The 21,869-nt window shown below is 43.0% G+C and carries 18 protein-coding genes; 14 read left to right on the top strand and 4 right to left on the bottom strand.

What is annotated here, in order from left to right; genetic code table 11:
- Positions 1-159: 159 nt before the first annotated feature.
- From CSV70_RS10650 to CSV70_RS10635, 4 genes are all read left to right on the top strand, one after another.
- Positions 160-1,833 carry a methylmalonyl-CoA mutase family protein gene (locus tag CSV70_RS10650; protein ID WP_158232410.1) on the top strand — a complete coding sequence of 558 codons (1,674 nt, stop codon included), beginning with the start codon at positions 160-162 and terminating at the stop codon, positions 1,831-1,833.
- The gene (gene scpA / locus CSV70_RS10645; protein ID WP_099628905.1) at positions 1,826-3,982 is read left to right on the top strand and encodes a methylmalonyl-CoA mutase; all 2,157 of its coding nucleotides are present in this window, start codon (positions 1,826-1,828) and stop codon (positions 3,980-3,982) included. Before CSV70_RS10650 ends, scpA begins: the two co-directional genes overlap by 8 nt.
- Positions 3,983-4,014: 32 nt before the next feature.
- Positions 4,015-5,064, top strand: a complete 1,050-nt coding sequence (meaB, locus tag CSV70_RS10640; protein WP_085133512.1) for a methylmalonyl Co-A mutase-associated GTPase MeaB — start codon at positions 4,015-4,017, stop codon at positions 5,062-5,064.
- Between the two features lie 117 nt (positions 5,065-5,181).
- Positions 5,182-5,622 (top strand): BrxA/BrxB family bacilliredoxin, encoded by a 441-nt coding sequence (locus CSV70_RS10635; protein ID WP_099628904.1) that lies wholly within the window; start codon positions 5,182-5,184, stop codon positions 5,620-5,622.
- 94 nt (positions 5,623-5,716) lie between these two features.
- Here the strand turns inward: CSV70_RS10635 and prli42 are convergent, their stop codons facing one another.
- The gene (gene prli42 / locus CSV70_RS16510) at positions 5,717-5,812 is read right to left on the bottom strand and encodes a stressosome-associated protein Prli42 (RefSeq protein ID WP_157111209.1); all 96 of its coding nucleotides are present in this window, start codon (positions 5,810-5,812) and stop codon (positions 5,717-5,719) included.
- A gap of 123 nt (positions 5,813-5,935) precedes the next feature.
- Here prli42 and mce point away from each other — a divergent pair, with 123 nt between their 5' ends.
- From mce to rnz, 6 genes are all read left to right on the top strand, one after another.
- A complete protein-coding gene (gene mce, locus CSV70_RS10630) occupies positions 5,936-6,343 on the top strand; it encodes a methylmalonyl-CoA epimerase (RefSeq protein ID WP_085130532.1) in 408 nt (135 codons plus the stop codon).
- A 3-nt stretch (positions 6,344-6,346) separates the two neighbouring features.
- The gene (locus CSV70_RS10625; RefSeq protein ID WP_085130534.1) at positions 6,347-7,894 is read left to right on the top strand and encodes an acyl-CoA carboxylase subunit beta; all 1,548 of its coding nucleotides are present in this window, start codon (positions 6,347-6,349) and stop codon (positions 7,892-7,894) included.
- 18 nt (positions 7,895-7,912) lie between these two features.
- Complete coding sequence (locus CSV70_RS10620) at positions 7,913-9,037, top strand: M20/M25/M40 family metallo-hydrolase (RefSeq protein ID WP_099626558.1); 1,125 nt, start codon at positions 7,913-7,915, stop codon at positions 9,035-9,037.
- Between the two features lie 36 nt (positions 9,038-9,073).
- Complete coding sequence (locus CSV70_RS10615; protein ID WP_085130538.1) at positions 9,074-9,538, top strand: chemotaxis protein CheW; 465 nt, start codon at positions 9,074-9,076, stop codon at positions 9,536-9,538.
- A 108-nt stretch (positions 9,539-9,646) separates the two neighbouring features.
- Positions 9,647-10,837, top strand: a complete 1,191-nt coding sequence (locus CSV70_RS10610; RefSeq protein ID WP_099628903.1) for a DNA polymerase IV — start codon at positions 9,647-9,649, stop codon at positions 10,835-10,837.
- A 16-nt stretch (positions 10,838-10,853) separates the two neighbouring features.
- The gene (gene rnz / locus CSV70_RS10605; protein WP_099628902.1) at positions 10,854-11,801 is read left to right on the top strand and encodes a ribonuclease Z; all 948 of its coding nucleotides are present in this window, start codon (positions 10,854-10,856) and stop codon (positions 11,799-11,801) included.
- Positions 11,802-12,172: 371 nt separating this feature from the next.
- On the opposite strand, the gene proC is transcribed toward rnz, so the two are convergent.
- The 3 genes from proC to CSV70_RS10590 all read right to left on the bottom strand — a co-directional run bounded on the left by proC (position 12,173) and on the right by CSV70_RS10590 (position 15,542).
- Complete coding sequence (proC, locus tag CSV70_RS10600) at positions 12,173-12,982, bottom strand: pyrroline-5-carboxylate reductase (protein ID WP_099628901.1); 810 nt, start codon at positions 12,980-12,982, stop codon at positions 12,173-12,175.
- A 306-nt stretch (positions 12,983-13,288) separates the two neighbouring features.
- The gene (locus CSV70_RS10595; RefSeq protein WP_099626562.1) at positions 13,289-14,395 is read right to left on the bottom strand and encodes a TFIIB-type zinc ribbon-containing protein; all 1,107 of its coding nucleotides are present in this window, start codon (positions 14,393-14,395) and stop codon (positions 13,289-13,291) included.
- A 10-nt stretch (positions 14,396-14,405) separates the two neighbouring features.
- On the bottom strand, positions 14,406-15,542 hold the full coding sequence (locus CSV70_RS10590) for an SPFH domain-containing protein (RefSeq protein ID WP_099628900.1): 1,137 nt from the start codon (positions 15,540-15,542) through the stop codon (positions 14,406-14,408).
- Positions 15,543-15,733: 191 nt separating this feature from the next.
- On the opposite strand from CSV70_RS10590, the gene CSV70_RS10585 reads away from it, so the two are divergent.
- From CSV70_RS10585 to CSV70_RS10570, 4 genes are all read left to right on the top strand, one after another.
- Positions 15,734-16,675, top strand: a complete 942-nt coding sequence (locus CSV70_RS10585; protein WP_099628899.1) for an MBL fold metallo-hydrolase — start codon at positions 15,734-15,736, stop codon at positions 16,673-16,675.
- Positions 16,662-17,417 carry an SDR family NAD(P)-dependent oxidoreductase gene (locus CSV70_RS10580; RefSeq protein ID WP_099628898.1) on the top strand — a complete coding sequence of 252 codons (756 nt, stop codon included), beginning with the start codon at positions 16,662-16,664 and terminating at the stop codon, positions 17,415-17,417. Before CSV70_RS10585 ends, CSV70_RS10580 begins: the two co-directional genes overlap by 14 nt.
- A gap of 563 nt (positions 17,418-17,980) precedes the next feature.
- Entirely contained in the window at positions 17,981-19,243 is a 1,263-nt protein-coding gene (locus CSV70_RS10575) for a YbfB/YjiJ family MFS transporter (protein ID WP_158232274.1), read from the top strand.
- 210 nt (positions 19,244-19,453) lie between these two features.
- Positions 19,454-21,649, top strand: a complete 2,196-nt coding sequence (locus tag CSV70_RS10570; RefSeq protein ID WP_099626567.1) for a sensor histidine kinase — start codon at positions 19,454-19,456, stop codon at positions 21,647-21,649.
- Positions 21,650-21,869: the final 220 nt, after the last annotated feature.

Genomic DNA, 21,869 nt, shown 5'->3' with positions numbered 1-21,869 from the left:
ACTTGCTAAGCGAAAGTCTATAGCCGCGCATAAAAAGTCATCAATTCGTATGAGTATAATAAAATTAGACGGAAACTTCTGATTTTCCTCTTCCTTCATAACGTACTCTGCGATACACTAGAACTATTAATGGTTTTTAAGAGGGGAAGGAGCACCAGTATGCCTATACATGATATGAAAACATTTACTTTTACAGCCCCCAACTTTACTGAATGGAAAGAAGCGGCTGTTTTATCTCTAAAAGGAAAGCCTTTTGAATCGTTATACACGAAAACGATTGAAGGCATTGACCTCAAGCCACTTTACACTAAAGAGGATCTGGACCAATTGGAACTTTCACGCGTCACGAAGCCTGCATTCGGCTGGACTGTCGCACAACCTGTCAGTGCAACAAATGGGGAACAATTCGTAGAGCAGATGAAAGAATCTTTGGCCCGGGGCAATGAAGCAATCGCTTACAATGGACTGAAGCCTTTAGTCTGGGCGGAACAAGACATTAAGCAAGTAGCTGAACTGATTACACACTATCCGATTTTATTCACTGAAATACAAAGCGATGATCCGATATTGCAAGCTTTCAATTATATAGAAGAAACAAAGCGTAAAGACGTTACAGGAATTTGTATTAGCGCAGTTCCGTTAGTGCTAGAAGGATTCCCGGGAGTCCGTACAAAGGGCGCCGATTTATGGAGTGTGCATCATGAAGGAGCAGACGCGGTAACAGAACTCGCGCTATCACTTTCAATTGCTGCTGAACTGGCAGAGGAAGTCGCTTCATTTGAAGAATTTACAAACGACTTCTATGCACGATTTGCTGCTGACACACACTTCTTCATGGAAATCGCGAAGTTCCGTGCGTTTCGCGTGTTATGGAAATTATTCAACGAAGCATATGGTGTGGAAAACGCGAAGCAAGTGCCTTTGCTCGGGATTACTTCACTGCGCTCATACTCGAAACTCGATCCGTATGTAAACTTATTACGTGGTGGAAATTCAGCATTCGCGGCTGTTTTAGGTGGAGCGGATTGGCTGACCGTATTACCGCATGATGTATTGACTGGAACGTCTCCAAGCTCGAATCGTTACGCCCGAAATATTCAATTGATTTTGAAGGAAGAAACGCATATCGATCAAGTACTTGATCCGGCGGGCGGTTCCTATTTCATTGAATCGTTAACGACTGAATTAATTCGCAAATCATGGGCGAAGTTCCTAGAGATTGAAGAGATTGGTGGGTATCAAGCCTTCTTGCAGTCTGGTGAATTAAGCAAACTGTATGCGCAACGCCAGAAAGAAATGGCTACGGGTAAGAAGACATTGATTGGTACGAATGTCTACGCGGAGTTGACAGACGTGAATTATGCGGATGAATCGACCGTGACTGTAGCAAAACGATTGGCAGAGCCATTTGAACATATTCGTTGCAAGCAAAAAGACGAGTTGCCGAAAACTGTATTGCTCAACTTCGGTGCGTTGAAAGATTATAAACCTCGTGCAGATTTCGTCAGTGGATTCTTGGCAGTTGGCGGTATCGAAGCGACATGGAGTCCTTCTTTCGAGTCAAACGATCAAGCGCTCAGTTGGATCGACCAGCAACAACCAGATTATGCAGTAATTTGTGCATCGGCTGCCGATACAGAAGAAGCCGTAACCAACTTCTTAACTTCCTATAAAGGAAACTGTTCAATCGATACAGCAGGTAAATATCCATCAGAAACAGCGGATCAGTGGATTGCCAATGGACTGAATGGTTTCATTTTCGCAGGACAGGATAAGATCGAAAAGCTAAATACTATTATTATGCAAACTAAAGGAGGTCTTTCCGTTGAGTAAACCTGATTTTCATAAAGTGAATATAGAGCGATCACTCAATGAACTCTCACAGCAAGCATTGTCAAAAGAGAATTTTTTAACGAATGAAGGAATCAATGTAGCGCCTGTCTATACAGCAACAGACATTGAAAACACGGAGCATTTGAAAGACTTCCCAGGCATTGCACCGAACACGCGTGGACCGTATCCGACGATGTATGTTGCGCGTCCTTGGACAGTTCGTCAATACGCTGGGTTTTCTACCGCGGAAGAAAGTAACGCGTTTTACCGTAGAAACTTGGCGATGGGGCAAAAAGGACTTTCTGTAGCGTTCGACCTTGCGACTCACCGCGGCTATGACTCCGATCATCCGCGTGTAACGGGAGACGTAGGTAAAGCGGGTGTTGCGATCGACTCTATTGAAGATATGAAGATTTTATTCGCGGGTATTCCTCTTGATCAAATGTCGGTATCGATGACTATGAACGGTGCGGTATTGCCGATTATGGCATTTTATATCGTAGCGGCTGAAGAGTCCGGTATAAGTTCTGAGAAACTTTCTGGTACGATACAGAATGATATTTTGAAAGAGTATATGGTACGGAACACGTATATCTTCCCGCCGGCCATGTCGATGCGAATCATTGCGGATATTTTCTCGTATACATCTGAAAATATGCCGAAATTCAACTCGATTTCAATCTCGGGCTACCATATGCAAGAAGCGGGCGCGACTGCGGATATCGAGCTTGCGTATACACTTGCAGACGGCTTGGAATATGTTCGTACAGGTTTGAAGGCGGGTATCGATATCGATTCATTCGCACCTCGTTTGTCATTCTTCTGGGCGATCGGCATGAACTACTATATGGAAATAGCGAAAATGAGAGCGGCACGGAAAATTTGGGCGCAGATGATGCAGTCGTTTGAACCGAAGAACCCAAAGACACTGGCATTGCGTACACACTCCCAAACTTCAGGCTGGAGTTTGACGGAGCAAGATCCATTCAATAACGTAACCCGTACGTTAGTTGAAGCAAATGCCTCATCTATGGGTCACACGCAGTCACTGCACACCAACGCATTGGATGAAGCCATCGCGTTACCGACAGACTTCTCGGCTCGTATTGCTCGTAACACGCAGTTATTTTTACAAGAAGAGACGATGATGACAAAAGTCATCGATCCTTGGGGCGGTTCATACTATGTGGAGAAATTAACGGAAGAGTTAATGGACAAAGCATGGGAATTAATCGGTGAAATTGAGTCACTCGGTGGCATGGCAGAAGCGATTGAAACAGGCTTGCCGAAAATGAAAATTGAAGAAGCAGCGGCGAAGCGCCAGGCGAAAATCGATTCGAAAGCGGAAACGATTGTCGGCGTCAATAAGTATCGTTTGGATACGGAAGATGCGATTGATATTTTGGACATCGACAATACGATGGTACGTCAGAAGCAAATTGACCGCATCAACGATATGAAGGACAAGCGCGATGAGAAAGTAGTTCAAGCTACTCTTACGGCGATCACGGAGGCAGCTAAGAGCGGTGAAGGAAACCTCCTTGCACTGGCTGTAGACGCAGCAAGAGCGCGCGCAACAATCGGTGAAATTTCGGATGCGATTGAATCGGTATCCGGAAGACATAAGGCAGTGATCCGATCAGTGAGCGGTGTATATAGCGCAAACTTCTCAAATGAAGAAGAAATCCAAGAAGTGAAAGATATGACAGATGAGTTCCTGGAAAATGAAGGACGTCGTCCACGTATTTTGGTTGCGAAAATGGGTCAGGACGGACATGACCGTGGAGCGAAAGTTATCGCGTCTTCATTCGCCGATTTAGGCTTCGACGTGGATATCGGTCCTTTATTCCAGACACCAGAAGAGACAGCTTTGCAGGCGGCGGAAAATGATGTGCATGTCATCGGTGTCAGTTCACTGGCAGCAGGTCATAAAACATTGGTGCCAACATTGCGTGAAGAACTAAAGAAAATCAACCGTGAAGATATTTTAGTCGTAGTAGGTGGCGTGATTCCGGCACAGGATTACGATTTCTTGCGCAAGAATGGCGCAGCGGCAATCTTTGGCCCGGGTACAGTCATTCCAGTGGCGGCTCAAAAAGTCATCGAGGAAATTTACCGACAGCTTGGCTATGAGGAAGTGACGGATTGACAGAAAAACAAAACGGACGAGATGAATCAGCAATGCATGTGATGCGCGGAATAGAATCCACACATGATGGATTTGTTGCCTCTTCACGTAAACGCTTTGTTAAGAAAGATCCATCTCATAAAAACTTGGATGTATTGCAACAGGAAATAGAAAATGGCTCTCGTTTGTATTTAGCACGGGGTATTACGTTGCTTGAAAGTACGAAGCCTAGCGATAAGAAGGTCGGTCAGGAAGTGTTGACTAGCCTTCTACCAAAAACGGGCAATTGTATACGTATTGGGATTACAGGTGTGCCGGGTGCAGGGAAAAGTACATTCATCGAAGCGTTCGGTCTAATGCTTGCAGATATGGGCCATAAAGTGGCGGTGCTTGCGATTGATCCGAGTTCTACACTGACTGGCGGAAGTATCTTGGGTGACAAGACGCGTATGGAAGAGTTGGCACGGCATAAGAATGCTTTTATCCGACCTTCTCCATCAGCCGGTACACTGGGTGGTGTACATAAGAAATCTCGCGAAACGATGCTGCTTTGTGAAGCGGCGGGATATGACGTCATTTTGATTGAAACTGTAGGGGTTGGTCAAGGTGAAACGATTGTCCGCGGAATGGTCGATTATTTCTTATTGCTTGTGCTGACTGGTGCTGGTGACGAACTCCAAGGAATGAAAAAGGGGATCATGGAGCTGACGGATGGTATTGTCGTGCATAAGAATGATGGTGCCAATAAGCCGTTAGTCAAAAAAACGGTGCGTGAATATACACGAATCATGCATATGCTGCAACCTGCTTCTCCTGAATGGACGTCGAAAGTACAACCGGTTTCGTCTATAGAAAAGACCGGCTTGGAAGCGGTATGGGAAACGGTTTTGGAATTTGAAAAGGAAATGAAAGAAAAGAATCATTGGGACACAAGACGTCAGCATCAAACACGCGATTGGTTCCATGCGATGATCCGAGATCACTTGATTGATTCATTTTTCTCAGAGCAAGGACGAAAAACGCAGGTGAAGGCACTTGAGGAAGAATTGCTCGACGGTCATTTAACGGTAACTGGAGCAATTGACCGATTGTTTTCTTCTTAATTTCTGCAAGGATATGCTATGATTGAAGAGGATAGTCTATTTATTATCAGCGATGTGTTAAAGCGAAACTGAAGAGGCTGTCACAATTATAGAGTACAAGAGAGGAGATACTGTAAAATGACTATGAACTTTGATTTTTACATGAACGATATGACAAACCAAGCGAGATCCGAAATGGAAGCGAGCGGCTACAAGCAATTGAAAACACCTGAGGACGTAGAGGAAGCATTCAAGCAACCTGGTACGACATTAGTCATGGTGAACTCCGTTTGTGGATGCGCCGGCGGAATCGCTCGTCCAGCAGCTGCACACGCAGTGCATTACGACAAGCGCCCTGATCACTTGGTAACAGTATTTGCTGGACAAGACAAAGAAGCAACTGCACAGGCACGTATGCACTTCGGTGAAGATCACATTCCATCTTCTCCTTCATTCGCTTTGCTAAAAGACGGCAAATTGATCGGTGAAGTAGGACGTTTTGAAATCGAAGGACATGATCCGATGTCAGTCGTTGTCAATCTTCAAGAACAATTTGAAGAACACTGCGAAGAACTGTAATAAACGAAAGCGGAATGCGCCGTCTAGTCTCGACAGACGCTGGAAGGTAATAAAAAACAGTTCGCATATGCAAATATGCGAACTGTCATTAAGATTATAAGAACATGCTGAGACCCATGACCATGGTAGATGCAATCATGGCGATAATCATCAAGTAGACAACTGTTTTTTGGATTTTTTTATTACTCATGCAGTAAAACTCCTTACGCGTTGGAATTGGTTTCTTTCTATTTTAACAGAAATAAGGATTTTCACAACTAGAATGGCTGTTATATGTTCAGGTAGTAGAATCGTAGTAAAAGGGGAATGTGCTATGAACAAAGTAGATCATATAGGGATTGCTGTAAAAAGTATAGATGAATCAGTTAACTATTACATAGATACACTCGGATTGACAGTCATTGCTATTGAAGAAGTTGCTAGCCAAGGGGTTAAAGTAGCGTTCATTGATGCACATAACGTCAAGATTGAGTTACTTGAACCGATGACGGAGACTAGTCCCATTGCGAAGTTTATTGAAAAACGCGGTGAAGGGGTTCACCATATCGCATTTGGTGTAACGGATATTCGTTCAAGAATGAGGGAATTGGAAGAAAAGGGCGTTCAACTACTTTCAGATGAACCCAAACCAGGTGCTGGCGGAGCAGAAGTAGCATTTTTGCATCCTAAATCATCGTATGGCGTGCTCTATGAATTATGTGAAAAGACTAAGGGGGAATAATAGATGAACATTTACGACAAAATTAATGAACTTTACGACAAAAAACGCGAAATCGAGTTGGGTGGCGGCGATGAGCGAATTATGAAGCAGCACGAAAAAGGTAAACTTACTGCGCGTGAACGTATCGAAATACTACTTGATGAAGGTACTTTCGTAGAGTTGAATCCATTTGTTGTTCATCGTACACGTGATTTTGGCATGGACAAGCTGGAAGGACCTGGCGACGGTGTCGTAACAGGTTACGGTAAAATCCACGGACGTCCTGTCTATTTATTCTCCCAAGACTTCACAGTATTTGGTGGAGCACTCGGTGAAATGCACGCAATGAAAATTGCCAATGTTATGGATTTGGCTGCAAAAAATGGTGCACCATTCATCGGTCTTAACGATTCTGGTGGCGCACGTATTCAGGAAGGCGTATTGTCTCTTGATGGATACGGTGAAATTTTCTACCGTAACGCGATCTATTCCGGAGTGATTCCACAGATTTCTGTTATCCTCGGGCCTTGTGCGGGTGGCGCGGTGTATTCACCTGCGATTACAGATTTCGTTATTATGACGGATAAAACAAGCCAGATGTTCATCACAGGACCAAAAGTTATTGAAACGGTGACAGGCGAGAAAATTACTTCTGAAGATCTGGGTGGAGCGAAAGTTCACAACACGATCAGCGGTAACGCGCATCTTCGTGGGGCAAGTGAAGAAGAAGTATTGGAAAAAACACGCGAATTATTGACCTATTTGCCACAGAACAACACGGAAAAGACACCCATTCAGCCAGTTGAAGAACAAGATGATTATCGTGAAGATTTGGCGGATACGGTACCTTACGAAACGATTCGTCCATATGACGTACGAAAAGTGTTGGAACAAGTAGTGGATGAAGGATCATTCTTCGAAATTCAGCCTGAATTTGCAAAGAACGCAGTAGTAGGCTATGCACGCATGAAAGGTGAGACAGTTGGATTTGTCTGTAACCAGCCGAAAGTGATGGCGGGCGGACTTGATATTGACTCATCTGATAAAATTGCACGTTTCATTCGTACATGTGACTCATTCAATATTCCATTGATCACATTTGAAGATGTGACAGGCTTCTTCCCAGGCATTAAGCAAGAGCACGGCGGAATCATTCGTCACGGAGCGAAGATTCTGTATGCATACTCGGAAGCAACTGTGCCAAAAATTACTTTGATTTTGCGTAAAGCTTTCGGTGGCGCATATGTCGCCTTGAACTCTAAATCAATCGGTGCAGACTTAGTCTTCGCTTGGCCAAATGCAGAAGTAGCCGTAATGGGTGCTGAAGGGGCAGCGAACATTATCTTCGCACGCGATATCGCAAGCAGTGACGATCCGGAAGCAACTCGTGCTGCGAAAATCGAAGAATACCGTGAAAAGTTTGCGAATCCATATGTTGCAGCTTCACATGGCATGATCGACGATGTAATCGATCCACGCGAAACACGAATTAAATTGCTTCAAGGACTTGAAATGATGCGCAATAAGCACGAAGACCGTCCGAAGAAAAAGCACGGCAACATACCTCTATAATCAAAGGAGTCTATCATCTTGAATAAACAACGATTACTTCAAGAATTCTTGGAGTTAGTAAAAATTGATTCTGAAACTAAAAACGAACGAAATATTGCAGATATTCTTACAAAAAAATTGCAAGAACTGGGCTTTGACGTAACGGAAGATGATACAGCGGAAAAGACAGGTCATGGTGCGGGTAATTTAATTGCCAACTTGCCAAGTACAGTTGCTGATGCGGATCCGATTTTCTTCACATGCCATATGGATACGGTAGTTCCAGGACAATCCATTCAGCCAATCGTCAAAGAAGATGGCTATATTTACAGTGACGGAACGACGATTTTAGGTGCCGACGACAAAGCTGGAATTGCCGCTTTACTCGAGATGGCGAAAGTAATCCAAGAGTCAAACAAGCCGCATGGTCCGATCCAGTTCATTATTACAGCGGGTGAAGAAAGCGGATTAGTAGGCGCAAAAGCGATGAATCCGGACTACTTACAAGCGAAATATGGCTTCGCGATCGATAGTGACGGAGAAGTAGGCGGTATTGTTACAGCGGCTCCTTACCAGTCAAAATTATGGACGACCATCTATGGGAAAACAGCTCACGCTGGCGTAGCCCCTGAAAAAGGAATTTCTGCGATTTCACTCGCTGCTAAATCGATTGCGGGCATGAAACTTGGCCGGATAGATGAAGAGACGACTGCCAATATAGGTCGTTTTGAAGGTGGAAAAGCAACGAATATCGTTTGTGAAGAGGCTTTCATTTTATCGGAAGTTCGGTCAATCAATCCCGATAAAATGAAGAAACAAATCGACTTAATGGTCGAGAAATTTGCCACGACTTCTGAAACGCTCGGCGGCAAAGCTGAAACGACAACAGAACTCATGTATCCTGGTTTCTCAATCGGAGATGACGAAGAAGTCGTGCAAGTCGCGATGAAGTCTATCCGCAACGTAGGACGTGAACCGAAGATTATGACGAGTGGCGGCGGAAGTGACGGTAATGTCTTCAACGGGATGGGTGTTCCTACTGTGACATTATCTGTTGGGTATGAAGAGATTCATACGAAAAACGAACGCATGCCGGTGAAAGAGTTGGAAAAGCTGACGGAATTAGTACTTGAGATTGTCGGTCAGGCAATCCACACAGTGTAACAGTCTCAACAAAGAGCCTTGAAAGAAGGTATAATTATGCAAACTGTGATTGTGCGGACAGGCAATGAAGAATACGCACTTCCAGTAGAATCGGTGATATCTATCGAGAAATTGGAGTACGTCACGCCGATCCCTCATCTTCCATCGTATTTACTCGGATTGATGAAATCGCGTGGCGAACTGGTGCCAATTCTTGATTTAAGTGAGATTCTCTATCATCAGGCAACACCGCGGGATATTGAATCTCACGTAGTCGTCGTGAAAACGGATCAGTTGGAAGTTGGTTTATTAGTGCTAGATGCAAAAGAAATCCTTGACTTGCCAGAAGATCGGTTAACATCTACTGCACTAAAAGCGTATTCCAAGACACCTTACTTCGTAACAGTAGCAAATCTAGAGGACCGTGTAGTGACGGTTATCGATCCAAATAGTATGGCAGATTCACTCCATGGTATGGATGAAATATCCAGTTACATGAAAGAACAGCAGCAATCAAATTAGTAGGCAAAAAGAACATACATTTGATAAAATGGAAAGAGTGGCAGACTGAAGTCAGTTTGCCGCTTTTTCCTATTACATAATTAATTCCGAGGAAAGATAGGTGTTGACATGGCGGGTCCGATCATCTCTAATCCACGAGTCATTATGCACCTTGACATGAACAGCTTCTTTGCCTCAGTTGAACAAGCTGCGAATCCCAAATTAAAAGGTATTCCTCTAGCAGTCGCGGGCAACCCGAAAGAACGCAGAGGGATTCTCGTCACCTGTTCATATGAGGCAAGGGCATTTGGTGTGTACACGACGATGACGGTAGGAGAAGCTAAACGACTCTGTCCGAATTTAACGATCGTTCCGCCACGGCATGATCTGTATCGACAAATGTCCGATTCGGTTTTTGATATTTTGCGAAGCTATACCGAATGGGTTGAACCTGTTTCCATTGATGAAGCTTATATCGATACGACCGATATTGGCGGATTGACGCGTGCATACGACTTGGCGCGGGAAATCCAAATGCGTATTTTAGCAGAACTGGATCTACCTTGTTCGATTGGAATTGCGCCGAATAAATTCCTTGCGAAAACAGCATCTGATTTTAAAAAACCGATGGGTATTACCATTTTACGTAAACGAGAAGTGTCGAAAATGCTGTGGCCGCTACCAGTCATTGAAATGCACGGAATCGGTAAACGGACGGAAGAAAAATTGCATAGTGCAGCTATTAAAACGATAGGCGACTTGGCCACTGCTGAAAAAATTACGTTGGAAGCGTTGCTTGGTAAAAATGGTTTGCGCCTTAAACAACGGGCAAACGGAATTGATACACGACCTATCGACCCCGAAAGTGCAGAAGAACGTAAAAGTATTGGCAGTTCCACTACGTTGCCTGTTGATCTTACGGAACTAGAAGATTGTATTCCGATTTTTGAACGGCTTGCGAAAAAAGTAGCGGCACGACTGGAAACCAAACGTCTAGCCGGAATAACAATCAGCATTCAAATGCGCTATGCCGACTGGCAAAATACCACAAGAAGTAGAACGCTCCAACACGCTATCTATCTGGAGGAAGACATTACAGAAGTAGCCATTCAATTATTTCGGCAACATTGGAACTATGAGCCCATCCGCTTGCTAGGCATTACGGTGGCGAATGTCATCGAACGATCTGAAATGGTCAAGCAACTGACATTCGAAAACTTTGAGCAACAACAAAAGGAATACGAAGTGGATCAGTTGATGTCAAGTCTGACGCAGCGTTTCGGAAATGGTATTATTAAAAAAGGATATACGAAGAAATAGCAAGGAGGCCATGTATGTGGATATAGAATTTCTAGGGACAGGTGCAGGGATGCCATCAAAACAGCGTAATACGTCAGCACTCGTTCTAGATTTGACAGACGAGAATAAGGAAAACTGGTTATTCGATTGTGGCGAAGCGACGCAGCATCAATTGCTACATAGCGCGATCAAGCCGAAGAAGATTACGAAAATCTTCATCACGCATTTGCACGGCGACCATATTTTCGGATTACCAGGATTTCTTAGCTCACGAGCATTTTTAGGTGGAGATGATCCGGTTGATATTTACGGTCCTGCGGGCTTGAAAGAGTGGCTACAACATACGTATCAATTAACGGGAACGTACTTGCCATACAAGTTGAATGTGCATGAAATTCATGACGGCATGATTCTCGAGACGGATGAATTCAAAGTCTATGCCAAAGAAGTTCAACATGTCATTCAGAGTTTTGGTTTCCGTATTGAACAAAAAGAGTTACCCGGCACATTATTGATCGACAAAGCGATCGAGCAAGGCGTCCCGAAAGGCCCTTTGTTGCAGCGATTGAAAGATGGTTTTGATGTGGCACTTGAGAATGGACAGACCGTATACAGTCAAGACGTTACGACAGATAAGAAAAAAGGCTTCGTCATTACCGTTATTGGGGATACGTCGTACTGCCAAGCGTCAGTTGAACTGGCACGAGACGCCGATATTTTGATCCATGAAGCGACGTTCACCGATGAGTATGCAGCAGGTGCCAAGGAATTCGGTCATTCAACGATTGTCGAAGCAGCAACCATCGCGAAGGAAGCGAATGCGAAAAACCTTATTGCCAACCATATTAGCGCACGGTTCATGCCAAGTGAAATGCCAGCTTTCAAAGCAGAAGGAACCGCTGTATTCGAGGCTATTTCGATTGCAGATGATTTTACGCGTTATCAGTGGAAACACGGAGAATTAATCAAGCTTGCAAAAAATTAAAGAGCTATCCAAGAAGTCGTCATGCCAGTGACTTTTTGTGATCAGCTTTTTTTATTGTTGTGATTGTGTTAAAGGGGATGAAGTGCTCTATGTTGCCGCGTATTCGCTCTATGAAGTCGGTGGAGCGCTCTATCGTGCAGTGTGAGCGCTCTATCCGGAAGTCTAAGTGCTCTATCAGAAAGCCTTGGCGCTCTATCAGGCAGGCTAAGCGCTCTACCGGGCAGCCTGAGTGCTCTATCGAGAAGTCAATGCGCTCTACCGGGCAACCTATGCGCTCTATACACACCCGCAACCGCTCATAACGACCCGTGTTCCGCTCATTAAAAAAGACACTCAGAGAAATCATTTTCCTCGAGTGTCGTATTCCTATATTATTTCACAGCGCCTAATTGACGTGAACGGTTTTCTGCACTGATCAAGCAGTCCGAAATAATGGTCTTGAAGTTGTGATCTTCTAGCGATCGTAAACCTGCCGCTGTTGTACCGCCAGGGCTCGTTACATTTTCCCGCAGTATACTAGGCTCTTCGCCAGTTTTCTTCAACATGGAGGCAGCACCGTAGATCGTTTGAACGATTAATTCGCGTGCATCCTCCGCCTTTAAGCCTTGCGCTACCGCTGCTTCTTCCATCGCTTCTACTAAATAGTAGATATACGCTGGCCCGCTGCCTGAAAGGGCTGTGACTGCGTGCAGATGATCTTCTTCGACGACTTTGACGACACCGATTGCACTCAACAAGCTCAAAATAGATTGTTGCATTCTTTCTGAAACCGCGTCATTAAACGCAATTCCGCTTGCTGATTTTCCAATTGTTGCGGACGTATTCGGCATCGAGCGTGCAATCGGACGTTTGCCGAGGCCTTTTTCAAATGTATCGATGGAAATACCTGCGATGACAGAGAGGACTGTCGTATCTTCTCCAAGGTAGGGTGCAATATCCTCCATCACTTTCTCTACATCTTTCGGCTTCGTTGCGAGCACGACTAAGTCGACTTTTTTGATGAAATCTCGGTCTTCGCACACTTTCGTAATACCATAACGCGACTCCAGTTCATCTAAACGTTCTGCATCTGAACGATTCATGACATAGACATTATCTTCATATATGACACGTTTCTTAATAATCCCCGCAATAATAGCTTCTGCCATTTGACCGGCGCCTACAAATAAAATCTTTTCCATGTCTAACATCCTCCCAAAATAAAAAAACGCTCCCGTCCTGTGTTTCAGGACGAAAACGCTCGGTTTCCGCGGTGCCACCTAAATTTGCTGTTTACGACAGCACAACTTCAAGTCTTCTTTATCGCAGAAGGTACGGTCGTGTTTCCACGACAGCTCGGAAGGAGGTTCAAAGGGGAGTGGGATACATGACTTGCAGCCTCGGTCATGCTCTCTTCTATCCATCACCCGTCTACTGATCTTCCTCAATGCCCGTTTCATACTATTTCCATGATTATGTCATGTACTAATTGAAATGTCAAACTGCCATTAGCTACTGGCGAACAAGTAGATGATGAATAAAACGATCAGAATCGAGATGACCAACGAAACGATCTTCATCGTGCTTAGCGGATAATTTCCGGACACTTTCCCCGTTTGTCCATTGACGATAAATTGATAGACTTTTTCCTTGAAATGAAAAGAGGAAATCCAAATCGGCAATAATATATGTTTATATGTAATAGCGGTATAATCTGTCGAGACATTGACCACTTGTACGATATCTCCGGCAACGCTGTGTTCGATCCCGTTGACGATTCCTTTAGTCATCACGTCCTTTGCTTGCGAAAATCCTTGTTGTAATGAAACGGAATAGCGCTCAGCAAGGAAACCAGACATATATTCCACTTTATAATCGGTCAGACTCGTTAATTGGAAAGGCTGTACTTTCTGCAATAATTTCGGGTCGACAGTGTTAGACGCTTTGATTAGAATATCATCAAAGAATTCACGGTAATTGCCGCTTTCCTGATGCCAACGAATTTTTTGTACTTGCTCGGTTACTTGTCTCGCCTTACCATCCTCATAGACGGTCCGTGTTTCGGTGACATAATAGTAATTTCCGACACGTACGACATAGTGTGACTGTGTTTGACTATCATACGTCCAGTAAGGCAAATAGGCACCAGATATTTTATTCATTCGATACGTTTTTTTTAATGCGTTCGGTGCGAAGAAGTGCCCTTTGATCCAGTCCTTGAACTTCGCCTGTGCTTGTTCCTCGGAAACTTGAAACGGAATCAATAACCCCGGTTGTATGCCGGCGTCGTGATTCGTGACGGATATGTGAGAAGATCCGCAAAATGAGCAGAAATCCGCAACGATATGTGCGTCTAGTACGGATTCAGCTCCGCAGTTATCACAGGAAAAAACACGTTTCTCTTCATTCCATAGATGTTGAAGATTATTTCCCGCTTCCTTGAAATCCAGTTCCACATGATGGTCGAACGTTGCTTCAATCGGCATTTCATGACTACAGAAAGGACATTTCAAGCCGCGTGTTTCCGGATTATATTCCGTGTTGCCGCCACAAGAAGGGCATTTGATATTTTCAGTATCTTCTACTACTGTGTGTTGTTCATCAAATGAAGTCAACGTCCATCCCTCACTTTTCGTCTAACGTCTCACCACATTCTGCGCAGAATTTCGCACCCGGCAGATTGGCATGTGAGCATGCAGGACAAATTTTCTCTGTGGCTTGAGATGTACCACAAACGCTACAGAACTTCGCGTCTTTTGGAATCATGGTCTCACACTTCACGCAAGGTACTTTATCGGTTTCAACAGATTTTCCGCACTGACCACAGAACTTGGCATCGGCGTTGATCGTAGCTTGACAATGTGGACAGGATTTCGTTGCGGCTTGTGCTTGAGGTTGCTGTTGGTTCTGATTCATTGCATTTGCCATGACTTGACCCATGCCCATACCAGCCCCCATCCCGACACCTGCGCCCGCCATGCCACCTTCATTCTGAGCTGCATCCCGCATCGCTTCAGCCGCCTGATATTGTTGATATTGCTGCATATTGCCGAGTACACCCATTGAGGTCCGCTTGTCCATCGCTTGTTCTACTTCTTTTGGTAACGACAGGTTTTCGATATAGAGTGATGTGATCTCGAAACCGAATGCAGCAAAACGAGACATCATCTTCTCTTTGCCTTTTTCACTTAATTCGTCGTAATGCATAGATAGATCGAGCGCAGGTAGTTGAGATTCTGCGAATAAATCGGATAATCCAGAAATAATCATTTTCTTTAGATGACCTTCAATAGAATTCGTATCATACGAACTGTTCGTTCCAAACAACTCACGCAAGAAAACGGTCGGCTCCGATACCCGATATGAATAAATCCCATAACCCCGAAGCCGTATCATGCCGAAATCCGGATCACGCATCATAATGGGATTCGATGTGCCCCATTTTTGATTGACGAATTGTTTCGTATTAATGAAATATACTTCCGCTTTAAACGGCGAATCAAAGCCGTATTTCCACGATTTCAACTTCGTCAGGATGGGCATGTTTTGTGTATACAAAATATGACGTCCTGGTCCAAATACGTCCGCAATTTCGCCTTCATTGACGAAGACCGCGACTTGCGATTCCCTGACCGTCAGCTCTGCACCCATTTTAATTTCATTATTATGCACGGGGAACTGATAAACTAACGTATTGGCATCCTGTGCTTGCCACTCGATTACTTCGATAAATTGGTTTTTGAACATATTAAAAAATCCCACTGTAATCCCTCCAACTCGACGTCATTATGTAAATCATGCGATTTCATGTAGTATACCATACGAAGAATAGGCAAAATGGTTTCATTTTGCGCGAAATATCTTTCGGTAAATGAACAATCAAAACGTGACGTACATCGAAAGAAAGAGTACAATAGACTGAACAGTCATTCATTTAATAGGGGGAACAGTATATGATCACAAAAATTAGTACACCTACACCATTTGCGGTAGGTGACGTGAACTGCTTTTTACTAAAAGGCGACACACTGACGTTAGTAGATGCGGCGACGAAAACGCCGGAAGCACGTGAAGTGTTGCAGATGAAATTAAAAGAAATGGGCTATACATTCCAAGATATAGAGCAAGTATTTGTCACGCATCACCATCCCGATCACTGTGGATTGGTCGAGATGTTTGATCGTGCAGAAATTCTCGGTCATCCGTATTTAAACTATTGGCTAACACGCGATAAAGAGTTTTTGGATCGTCATGACCGTTTCTATGAACAATCATTAGTAGAAGAAGGTGTGCCGGAACAATATTTGAAATGGGTGAAACGATTCCGTCGATCCGTCGACTTGATGGGAGGGCGTCCCGTCGATCGCATGATGAATGAAGGTGACGAGCTGCCAGGACATCCAGGGTGGAAAGTCCAAGAGTCTTTAGGTCACGCACAAAGTCATTTATCATTATTCAATGAAAAAGAAGGTATTCTGATCGGTGGCGATTTATTGTTAGAGAAAGTGTCATCCAATCCATTAATTGAGCCACCCTTTAAGAAAGAACAAGGACGTCCGAAGTCATTGCTTCAATACAATGCATCACTAAAACGTTTGTTGGATTTACCGGTGTCACTCGTTTACGGAGGTCATGGCAGTGAGATTACCCAAGCCCATGAGCTGATAACCGAACGCTTGGGGAAGCAGCACGACCGCGCCATGAAAGTTCTCGCTATGTTAGACGAATCTAAAACAGTCTTTGACGTGACGAAGCTCCTATTCCCAGCAGTATATGAGAAAGAGTTGGGGCTGACGCTGTCTGAAACCATCGGGCAGCTGGATTACCTAGTGGTAGCAGAATTAATCTCAGAAACGGCCGATTCAGCGGGAGTTCATCACTATGTCCGCATCTAAAACCGTGCTGATCACGGGAGCGACGAGCGGAATTGGGTTTGAACTGGCGAAGCGCATGACAGTGTTGAACAATTACCGCGTCATCGCGACAGGTCGCAATGCGAAGGCGTTAGAAGAGTTACGCGTACTCGGTGCAGAAGGATATTGTGCCGATCTACGAGATACGAAGCAACTCGATTGGCTTGTATCTTGCGTTGGAACACCTGACCTCATCGTATTTTCAGCTGGGGTCGGGAAGTTTCACTTGGCGCATGAAACGACCGATGAAGACACGTATGCGATGCTTGAAACGAATGTACTCGTACCCATGCAACTGACTGCTCGTGTGGTACCTTCTATGATCGAGCGCAAACACGGTCATCTTATCTATATTGGTTCACAAGCAGGGAAAGTTGCGACACCCAAAACATCGGTCTATGCTGCAACAAAACACGCGCTAATTGGCTATACAAATGCTGTGCGTATGGAAGTGGCGCCTTATGACGTCAATGTATCCGTCATCCATCCAGGACCGATCGATACACCGTTTATCCAGCTAGCGGACGTCACGGGCGGCTACAAGCAAGCGATGGGCAGCCAGTTGCTGTCGGTTGATACAGTGGTGCGTGCCGTTATGGAAACAATCGAGCGACCTAGACGTGAAGTGAACTTGCCAAAAATCACCGGTCTGACAAGTAGGCTCTACGCATTGGCACCTAGCGTAGTCGAAACCATCGGGAAACCGTTTTTCTATAAAAAGTAAAAAGTATGTAGAGCGCTGTTGCTACAAGTCGTTATGATACGACTTGTGGCGGCAGTGTTTTTTGAAATGAGAAATAAAAATACGTTACGTAATAGGACTCACTATGATGATGGAAAATGGCCGGCATTTGATTCTGGCAACATTCTTTACATGTATTTATCGATAGAATAATAAAGTAGTTGATCGTAAGTGGAAGGCGGCGACTCCCAGAGGATCAGCGTGCGCCTTGAGACCCTGGACGTAGCGAAGCGAAGGAAGCGGCTCAAGCCACGCCCTCGGGAAAGCGTCCGCCTGGAACGTCGATCAACGGTGCCAACCCACTTACTTTTCACCTAGATCCACAAATAATAATATTATGTAAAATAGAATAAACTACTTTATAAAGAAGTTGGAATATTCTATCAGAAATGCTATAGTGTGAATGATAGAGTTCACACATTAGACATAAATGAAAGGCCTCAGAAATGTTACCAAACCTACTACGATTTAACACCCTGACATCACTCTGAGCAAATACCATTACTAGAAAATTTATAATGAACGCTAAAAAGGGTGGGATTTGTATGCTAGCTAAAGAACATGATCAAAACATTTGGAAATACGCATTTGCAAGCGTCGCCGTCACGGTCAGTTCTCTCGGCTTTGGACGGATGTCATATGGAATCATTATGCCTTTCATGAAAGAGAACCTCGCGATGTCTTATAAACAAGCAGGACTGCTCGCCACAACGGTGTCAATTGGCTATTTGCTGATGGTGATTTTTGTAGGATTGCTCGTGACCAAATACGGGGCGAAAAAGCTTGTGATTTTTGGAACGGGACTCGTTTCATTTGGACTGTTTATGTTATCGTTCGTCGCAGGCTATAACTGGACACTTTTCGCCATGCTTCTGCTCGGAATAGGAACTGCATTCACCTATACGCCGCTCATTACGATACTCGTCGGCTGGTTTCCGAGGAAGCGCGGCATGCTGATCGGCTTTCTCGTTAGCGGCATGGGGCTAGGAACGCTGATTTCCAGCGCGTTAATTCCGTTTTTCACCACATGGTTTGGCGATATGGGCTGGCGCTATTTATGGTTCTTCTATGGTGTTGTGTCGATCGTATCTATCATAATCGCGCTGATTATTTTACGTGATCCACCGATACCGTTACTAGCTAAGGAAACGCAGGAACATTCATTTTGGAAGAAAGTCTACTTCAATACACGTGTACTTCGAGTCGCAATCATCTATGGATTGGTTGGATTTGCGTATTTGGTACCACAAAGTTTCTTGTTTAGCTATATTCTCGAAGTCGGGCTGTCTACATTCCAAGCAGGGCAGATCATGGCGATCAGCGGAATCATGGCGATTTTCAGTGGTCCGTTATGGGGCGAAGTTTCTGATCGTATCGGGCGAAAATCTGCGTTGCTCGCGACACTTGGAATTGGTGCAGTGTCACTTATCATTCCGGTTATTTTCCCCGTATATAGCGGGCTCATCGTCAGTCAATTCCTTTGGGGTGCGACAATTGTCGGGATGCTGTCGCTCTGCCAAGCGTTATCTACAGAACAAGTACATCCGACGTATGCACCCGTTGCTCTCGGCTATGTAACGTTCTTCTTCGCGGCAGGACAGTTGCTTGGACCGGGTATCGGTGGTTGGATCATCGACCGCTTCGAGCAAATTCCTCTCGGGCTAATTATGTGCAGTGTATTACTCGCTTTGGCGTTCTTGCTGACAATTCGAATGAACGCGCATGCAGTGGATGATGAGACGGAGTTGGAAGTGAAGCCTGTGTTGGCTACTTTTTGCAAGAAAGAAACTCCTACTAAGGAAGTATAAAAGAGCATGGCTTTAGTAATGTGTATTTTTTAATAAAGTACGTGAGCCTGGCAACAGCAAATATGTAAAAATAAAAGGTATCAGCATCCCGCAAATGAAGGGATCTGGTACCTTTTCATCTCGTTTAATGGTATAATAAGTAAACTTAATTTGAATACTTCAAAATATTACCAAATAGCAGTAAAATATAAAACATGGAGGTGAGAGGTTATGAAAAATGACGTAGAGAGAGTAGTTAAAAACCCACATCTATATACTAAAGACCATATAATTCATTACGTGAGCAATGGATTCCTCGAGTTAACTGGATATGAAGAGTGTGATGTAGTAGGAAAATCCCTTACTGATATAGACGCATTATTACGATCTGAACACCAAATATCTATTCAGGAGATTAAAGCGACAGATTATTTATATATTTTCACTAGTAATAATTTGCCAATGGAAGTTGAAATAAGTATTGAAATCATCAATAAAGAAGACGTTAAAATCTATTCCTTTAAAGAGATAAAAGATTCAGCATTAAAATTCACATTAGATAACTTTATTTGTACTGATACTTATAAACATGGATCTGTAGCAATATTTAGCTATCCGGAGGGTATTCTTCTACAACATGATGAGAACTATATTCATACATTATCCTTAATGAACATGATTTCGGAAAATCCACTAGGTAAACATCCTTCGTTTTCGAATAATATTATAGATTTATTAAAACAAGGCATTTCTCTGCATGAATTTGGGGTAGAATCAATAAGTTCAAATGGAGTACCGACGTATTGGGATATAAATGTAAAAATGATATGTGGAGATCACAACAAGTATGTACTATTCTCTATTTACGATGTGACAGACAGGACCCGTGAAAGAAAACTTACTACTAAACAAAGAGGCGAAATGGAACTATTAGTTAGCCATACACCAGATATTGCACGTACTGTAGATAGAGTAGATAATATGTCAACTATTATACCTGGCATAGATAGAGACGGACGAGCTACCGATATAAATAAAGTCGGCAGGCAAAACCTATCCCAACCTATCCCAGAGCAGGTTCCGGATATACACTCAGTAACTAGTGAAATGGCATATGTGAAAAGTGAATTTTTCACTACTTATTTTGGATGTGATGGAACGCCTAACTATACTGGGCAAGGAAATGTAGACAGTGATATTCCCATCTATAAAAATATAGAAAATATTTATAAGACGAAAGAATATAAAGCCTTGCAGGAAAATGTAGAAGATATTTCACTTTACTATGCGTCATTCTCTAACAAAGACTTCAAAATAACTTATATTAATGATTATGCATTTGAAATCTTTAAAAGGGAAATACCGGAAGTCCATACAGAATTAGATGTATACGGGAAAAGTTTTTTTGATTTTTATAAAACTGATGATGTGGATGAATTGATAAAAGAAATCTATAAATCTATTGAAAACAAATCCTCGTATACACATAAACTTAGTTTTTGTGTAGATGGGACTCCTCACTATACAAAAACCATTTTTCAACCTATGTTCAATCAAAATAATGAAGTAGAAAAGATTATTGCCTTGGGGTTAGATATTTCCGATGAAGAATTAGCTAACAAAAGAATGGAAAAACTTCTTACAGCCCAAGAAGAATTATTCATCAACACATCTCATGAACTAAAGACACCATTAAGTGTAATATTTAGTGGAGCCCAATTACTGAATTTATATTTGGAAAACGATTCCCTGGAAGAATGTAGAGACGATATTTTGAATATTAATAAGACAACAATAGGGAATTGTTTTAGACTAATCAAACTCATAAATAATATATTAGATATTTCAAAAATAGAATCGGGACTAAATGAATTACACTTATGCAATTACAATATTGTGGAGATCATAGATAGCATTGTACAATCAGTTTCAGAGTACACCAAGTCTAAAGATATTCAAATTATATTTGACCCAGATGTGGAAGAACTCTTCATCGCATTGGATGTGTATAAATTTGATAGAATTTTACTCAATCTTATTTCAAATGCAATAAAATTCTCTATTACGGGTAAAGTTATATTTATAAAGCTAGAGGTAACAGATTATCAAACAGTAAGAATTTCTGTAACAGACGAAGGCATTGGTATAGCTCAGGAGAGTATGGGTGCTATATTCGGAAAGTTTATACAATTAAACAGAAATTTAAATCGTATATCTGAAGGCACTGGGCTTGGTTTGCCTCTAGCTAAGTCTATGGCTGAACTTCATGGAGGGAGTCTAACCGTAGAAAGCATTCTCGATAAAGGGAGTACATTTACTATTGAACTTCCTATTAAGACAATAGATACTACAACTAGTAACCAAGAAGATACGACTGATATTGATCGAGTTGAGATAATAAAATATGAATTCTCAGATATATATTAAAAATGAGTGCCTATGTGAGAAACTTACGTGAATGTATAAACATCCATGAAGGTTTCGTGCAAAGGTACTTTTTTTACAATTTCAATAAATATGAAACGATTTCCTACCCTATCCGTATACATAGTATGTAACAAAATCTAGTAACTGGAAAAGAGTGTTGGGTATGTTGGGTTTACTACTATTTTCATTAGTTGTAGGAGTTATCACGAGTGCTATGATC

Source organism: Sporosarcina sp. P25 (genome assembly GCF_002743235.1).
GTDB classification, from domain to species: Bacteria; Bacillota; Bacilli; order Bacillales_A; family Planococcaceae; genus Sporosarcina; species Sporosarcina ureae_B.
The sequence above is the reverse complement of the archived record's forward strand: the minus strand, read 5'-3'. Positions and strand labels throughout refer to the sequence as shown.

Bases quoted from the DNA above. Each gene is read 5' to 3' on its own strand.
- CSV70_RS10650 (WP_158232410.1), top strand. From the start codon at position 160: ATGCCTATACATGATATGAAAACATTTACTTTTACAGCCCCCAACTTT.
- meaB (WP_085133512.1), top strand. From the start codon at position 4,015: ATGCATGTGATGCGCGGAATAGAATCCACACATGATGGATTTGTTGCC.
- CSV70_RS10635 (WP_099628904.1), top strand. From the start codon at position 5,182: ATGACTATGAACTTTGATTTTTACATGAACGATATGACAAACCAAGCG.
- prli42 (WP_157111209.1), bottom strand. From the start codon at position 5,812: ATGAGTAATAAAAAAATCCAAAAAACAGTTGTCTACTTGATGATTATC.
- mce (WP_085130532.1), top strand. From the start codon at position 5,936: ATGAACAAAGTAGATCATATAGGGATTGCTGTAAAAAGTATAGATGAA.
- CSV70_RS10625 (WP_085130534.1), top strand. From the start codon at position 6,347: ATGAACATTTACGACAAAATTAATGAACTTTACGACAAAAAACGCGAA.
- CSV70_RS10615 (WP_085130538.1), top strand. From the start codon at position 9,074: ATGCAAACTGTGATTGTGCGGACAGGCAATGAAGAATACGCACTTCCA.
- CSV70_RS10610 (WP_099628903.1), top strand. From the start codon at position 9,647: ATGGCGGGTCCGATCATCTCTAATCCACGAGTCATTATGCACCTTGAC.
- proC (WP_099628901.1), bottom strand. From the start codon at position 12,982: ATGGAAAAGATTTTATTTGTAGGCGCCGGTCAAATGGCAGAAGCTATT.
- CSV70_RS10585 (WP_099628899.1), top strand. From the start codon at position 15,734: ATGATCACAAAAATTAGTACACCTACACCATTTGCGGTAGGTGACGTG.
- CSV70_RS10580 (WP_099628898.1), top strand. From the start codon at position 16,662: ATGTCCGCATCTAAAACCGTGCTGATCACGGGAGCGACGAGCGGAATT.
- CSV70_RS10575 (WP_158232274.1), top strand. From the start codon at position 17,981: ATGCTAGCTAAAGAACATGATCAAAACATTTGGAAATACGCATTTGCA.
- CSV70_RS10570 (WP_099626567.1), top strand. From the start codon at position 19,454: ATGAAAAATGACGTAGAGAGAGTAGTTAAAAACCCACATCTATATACT.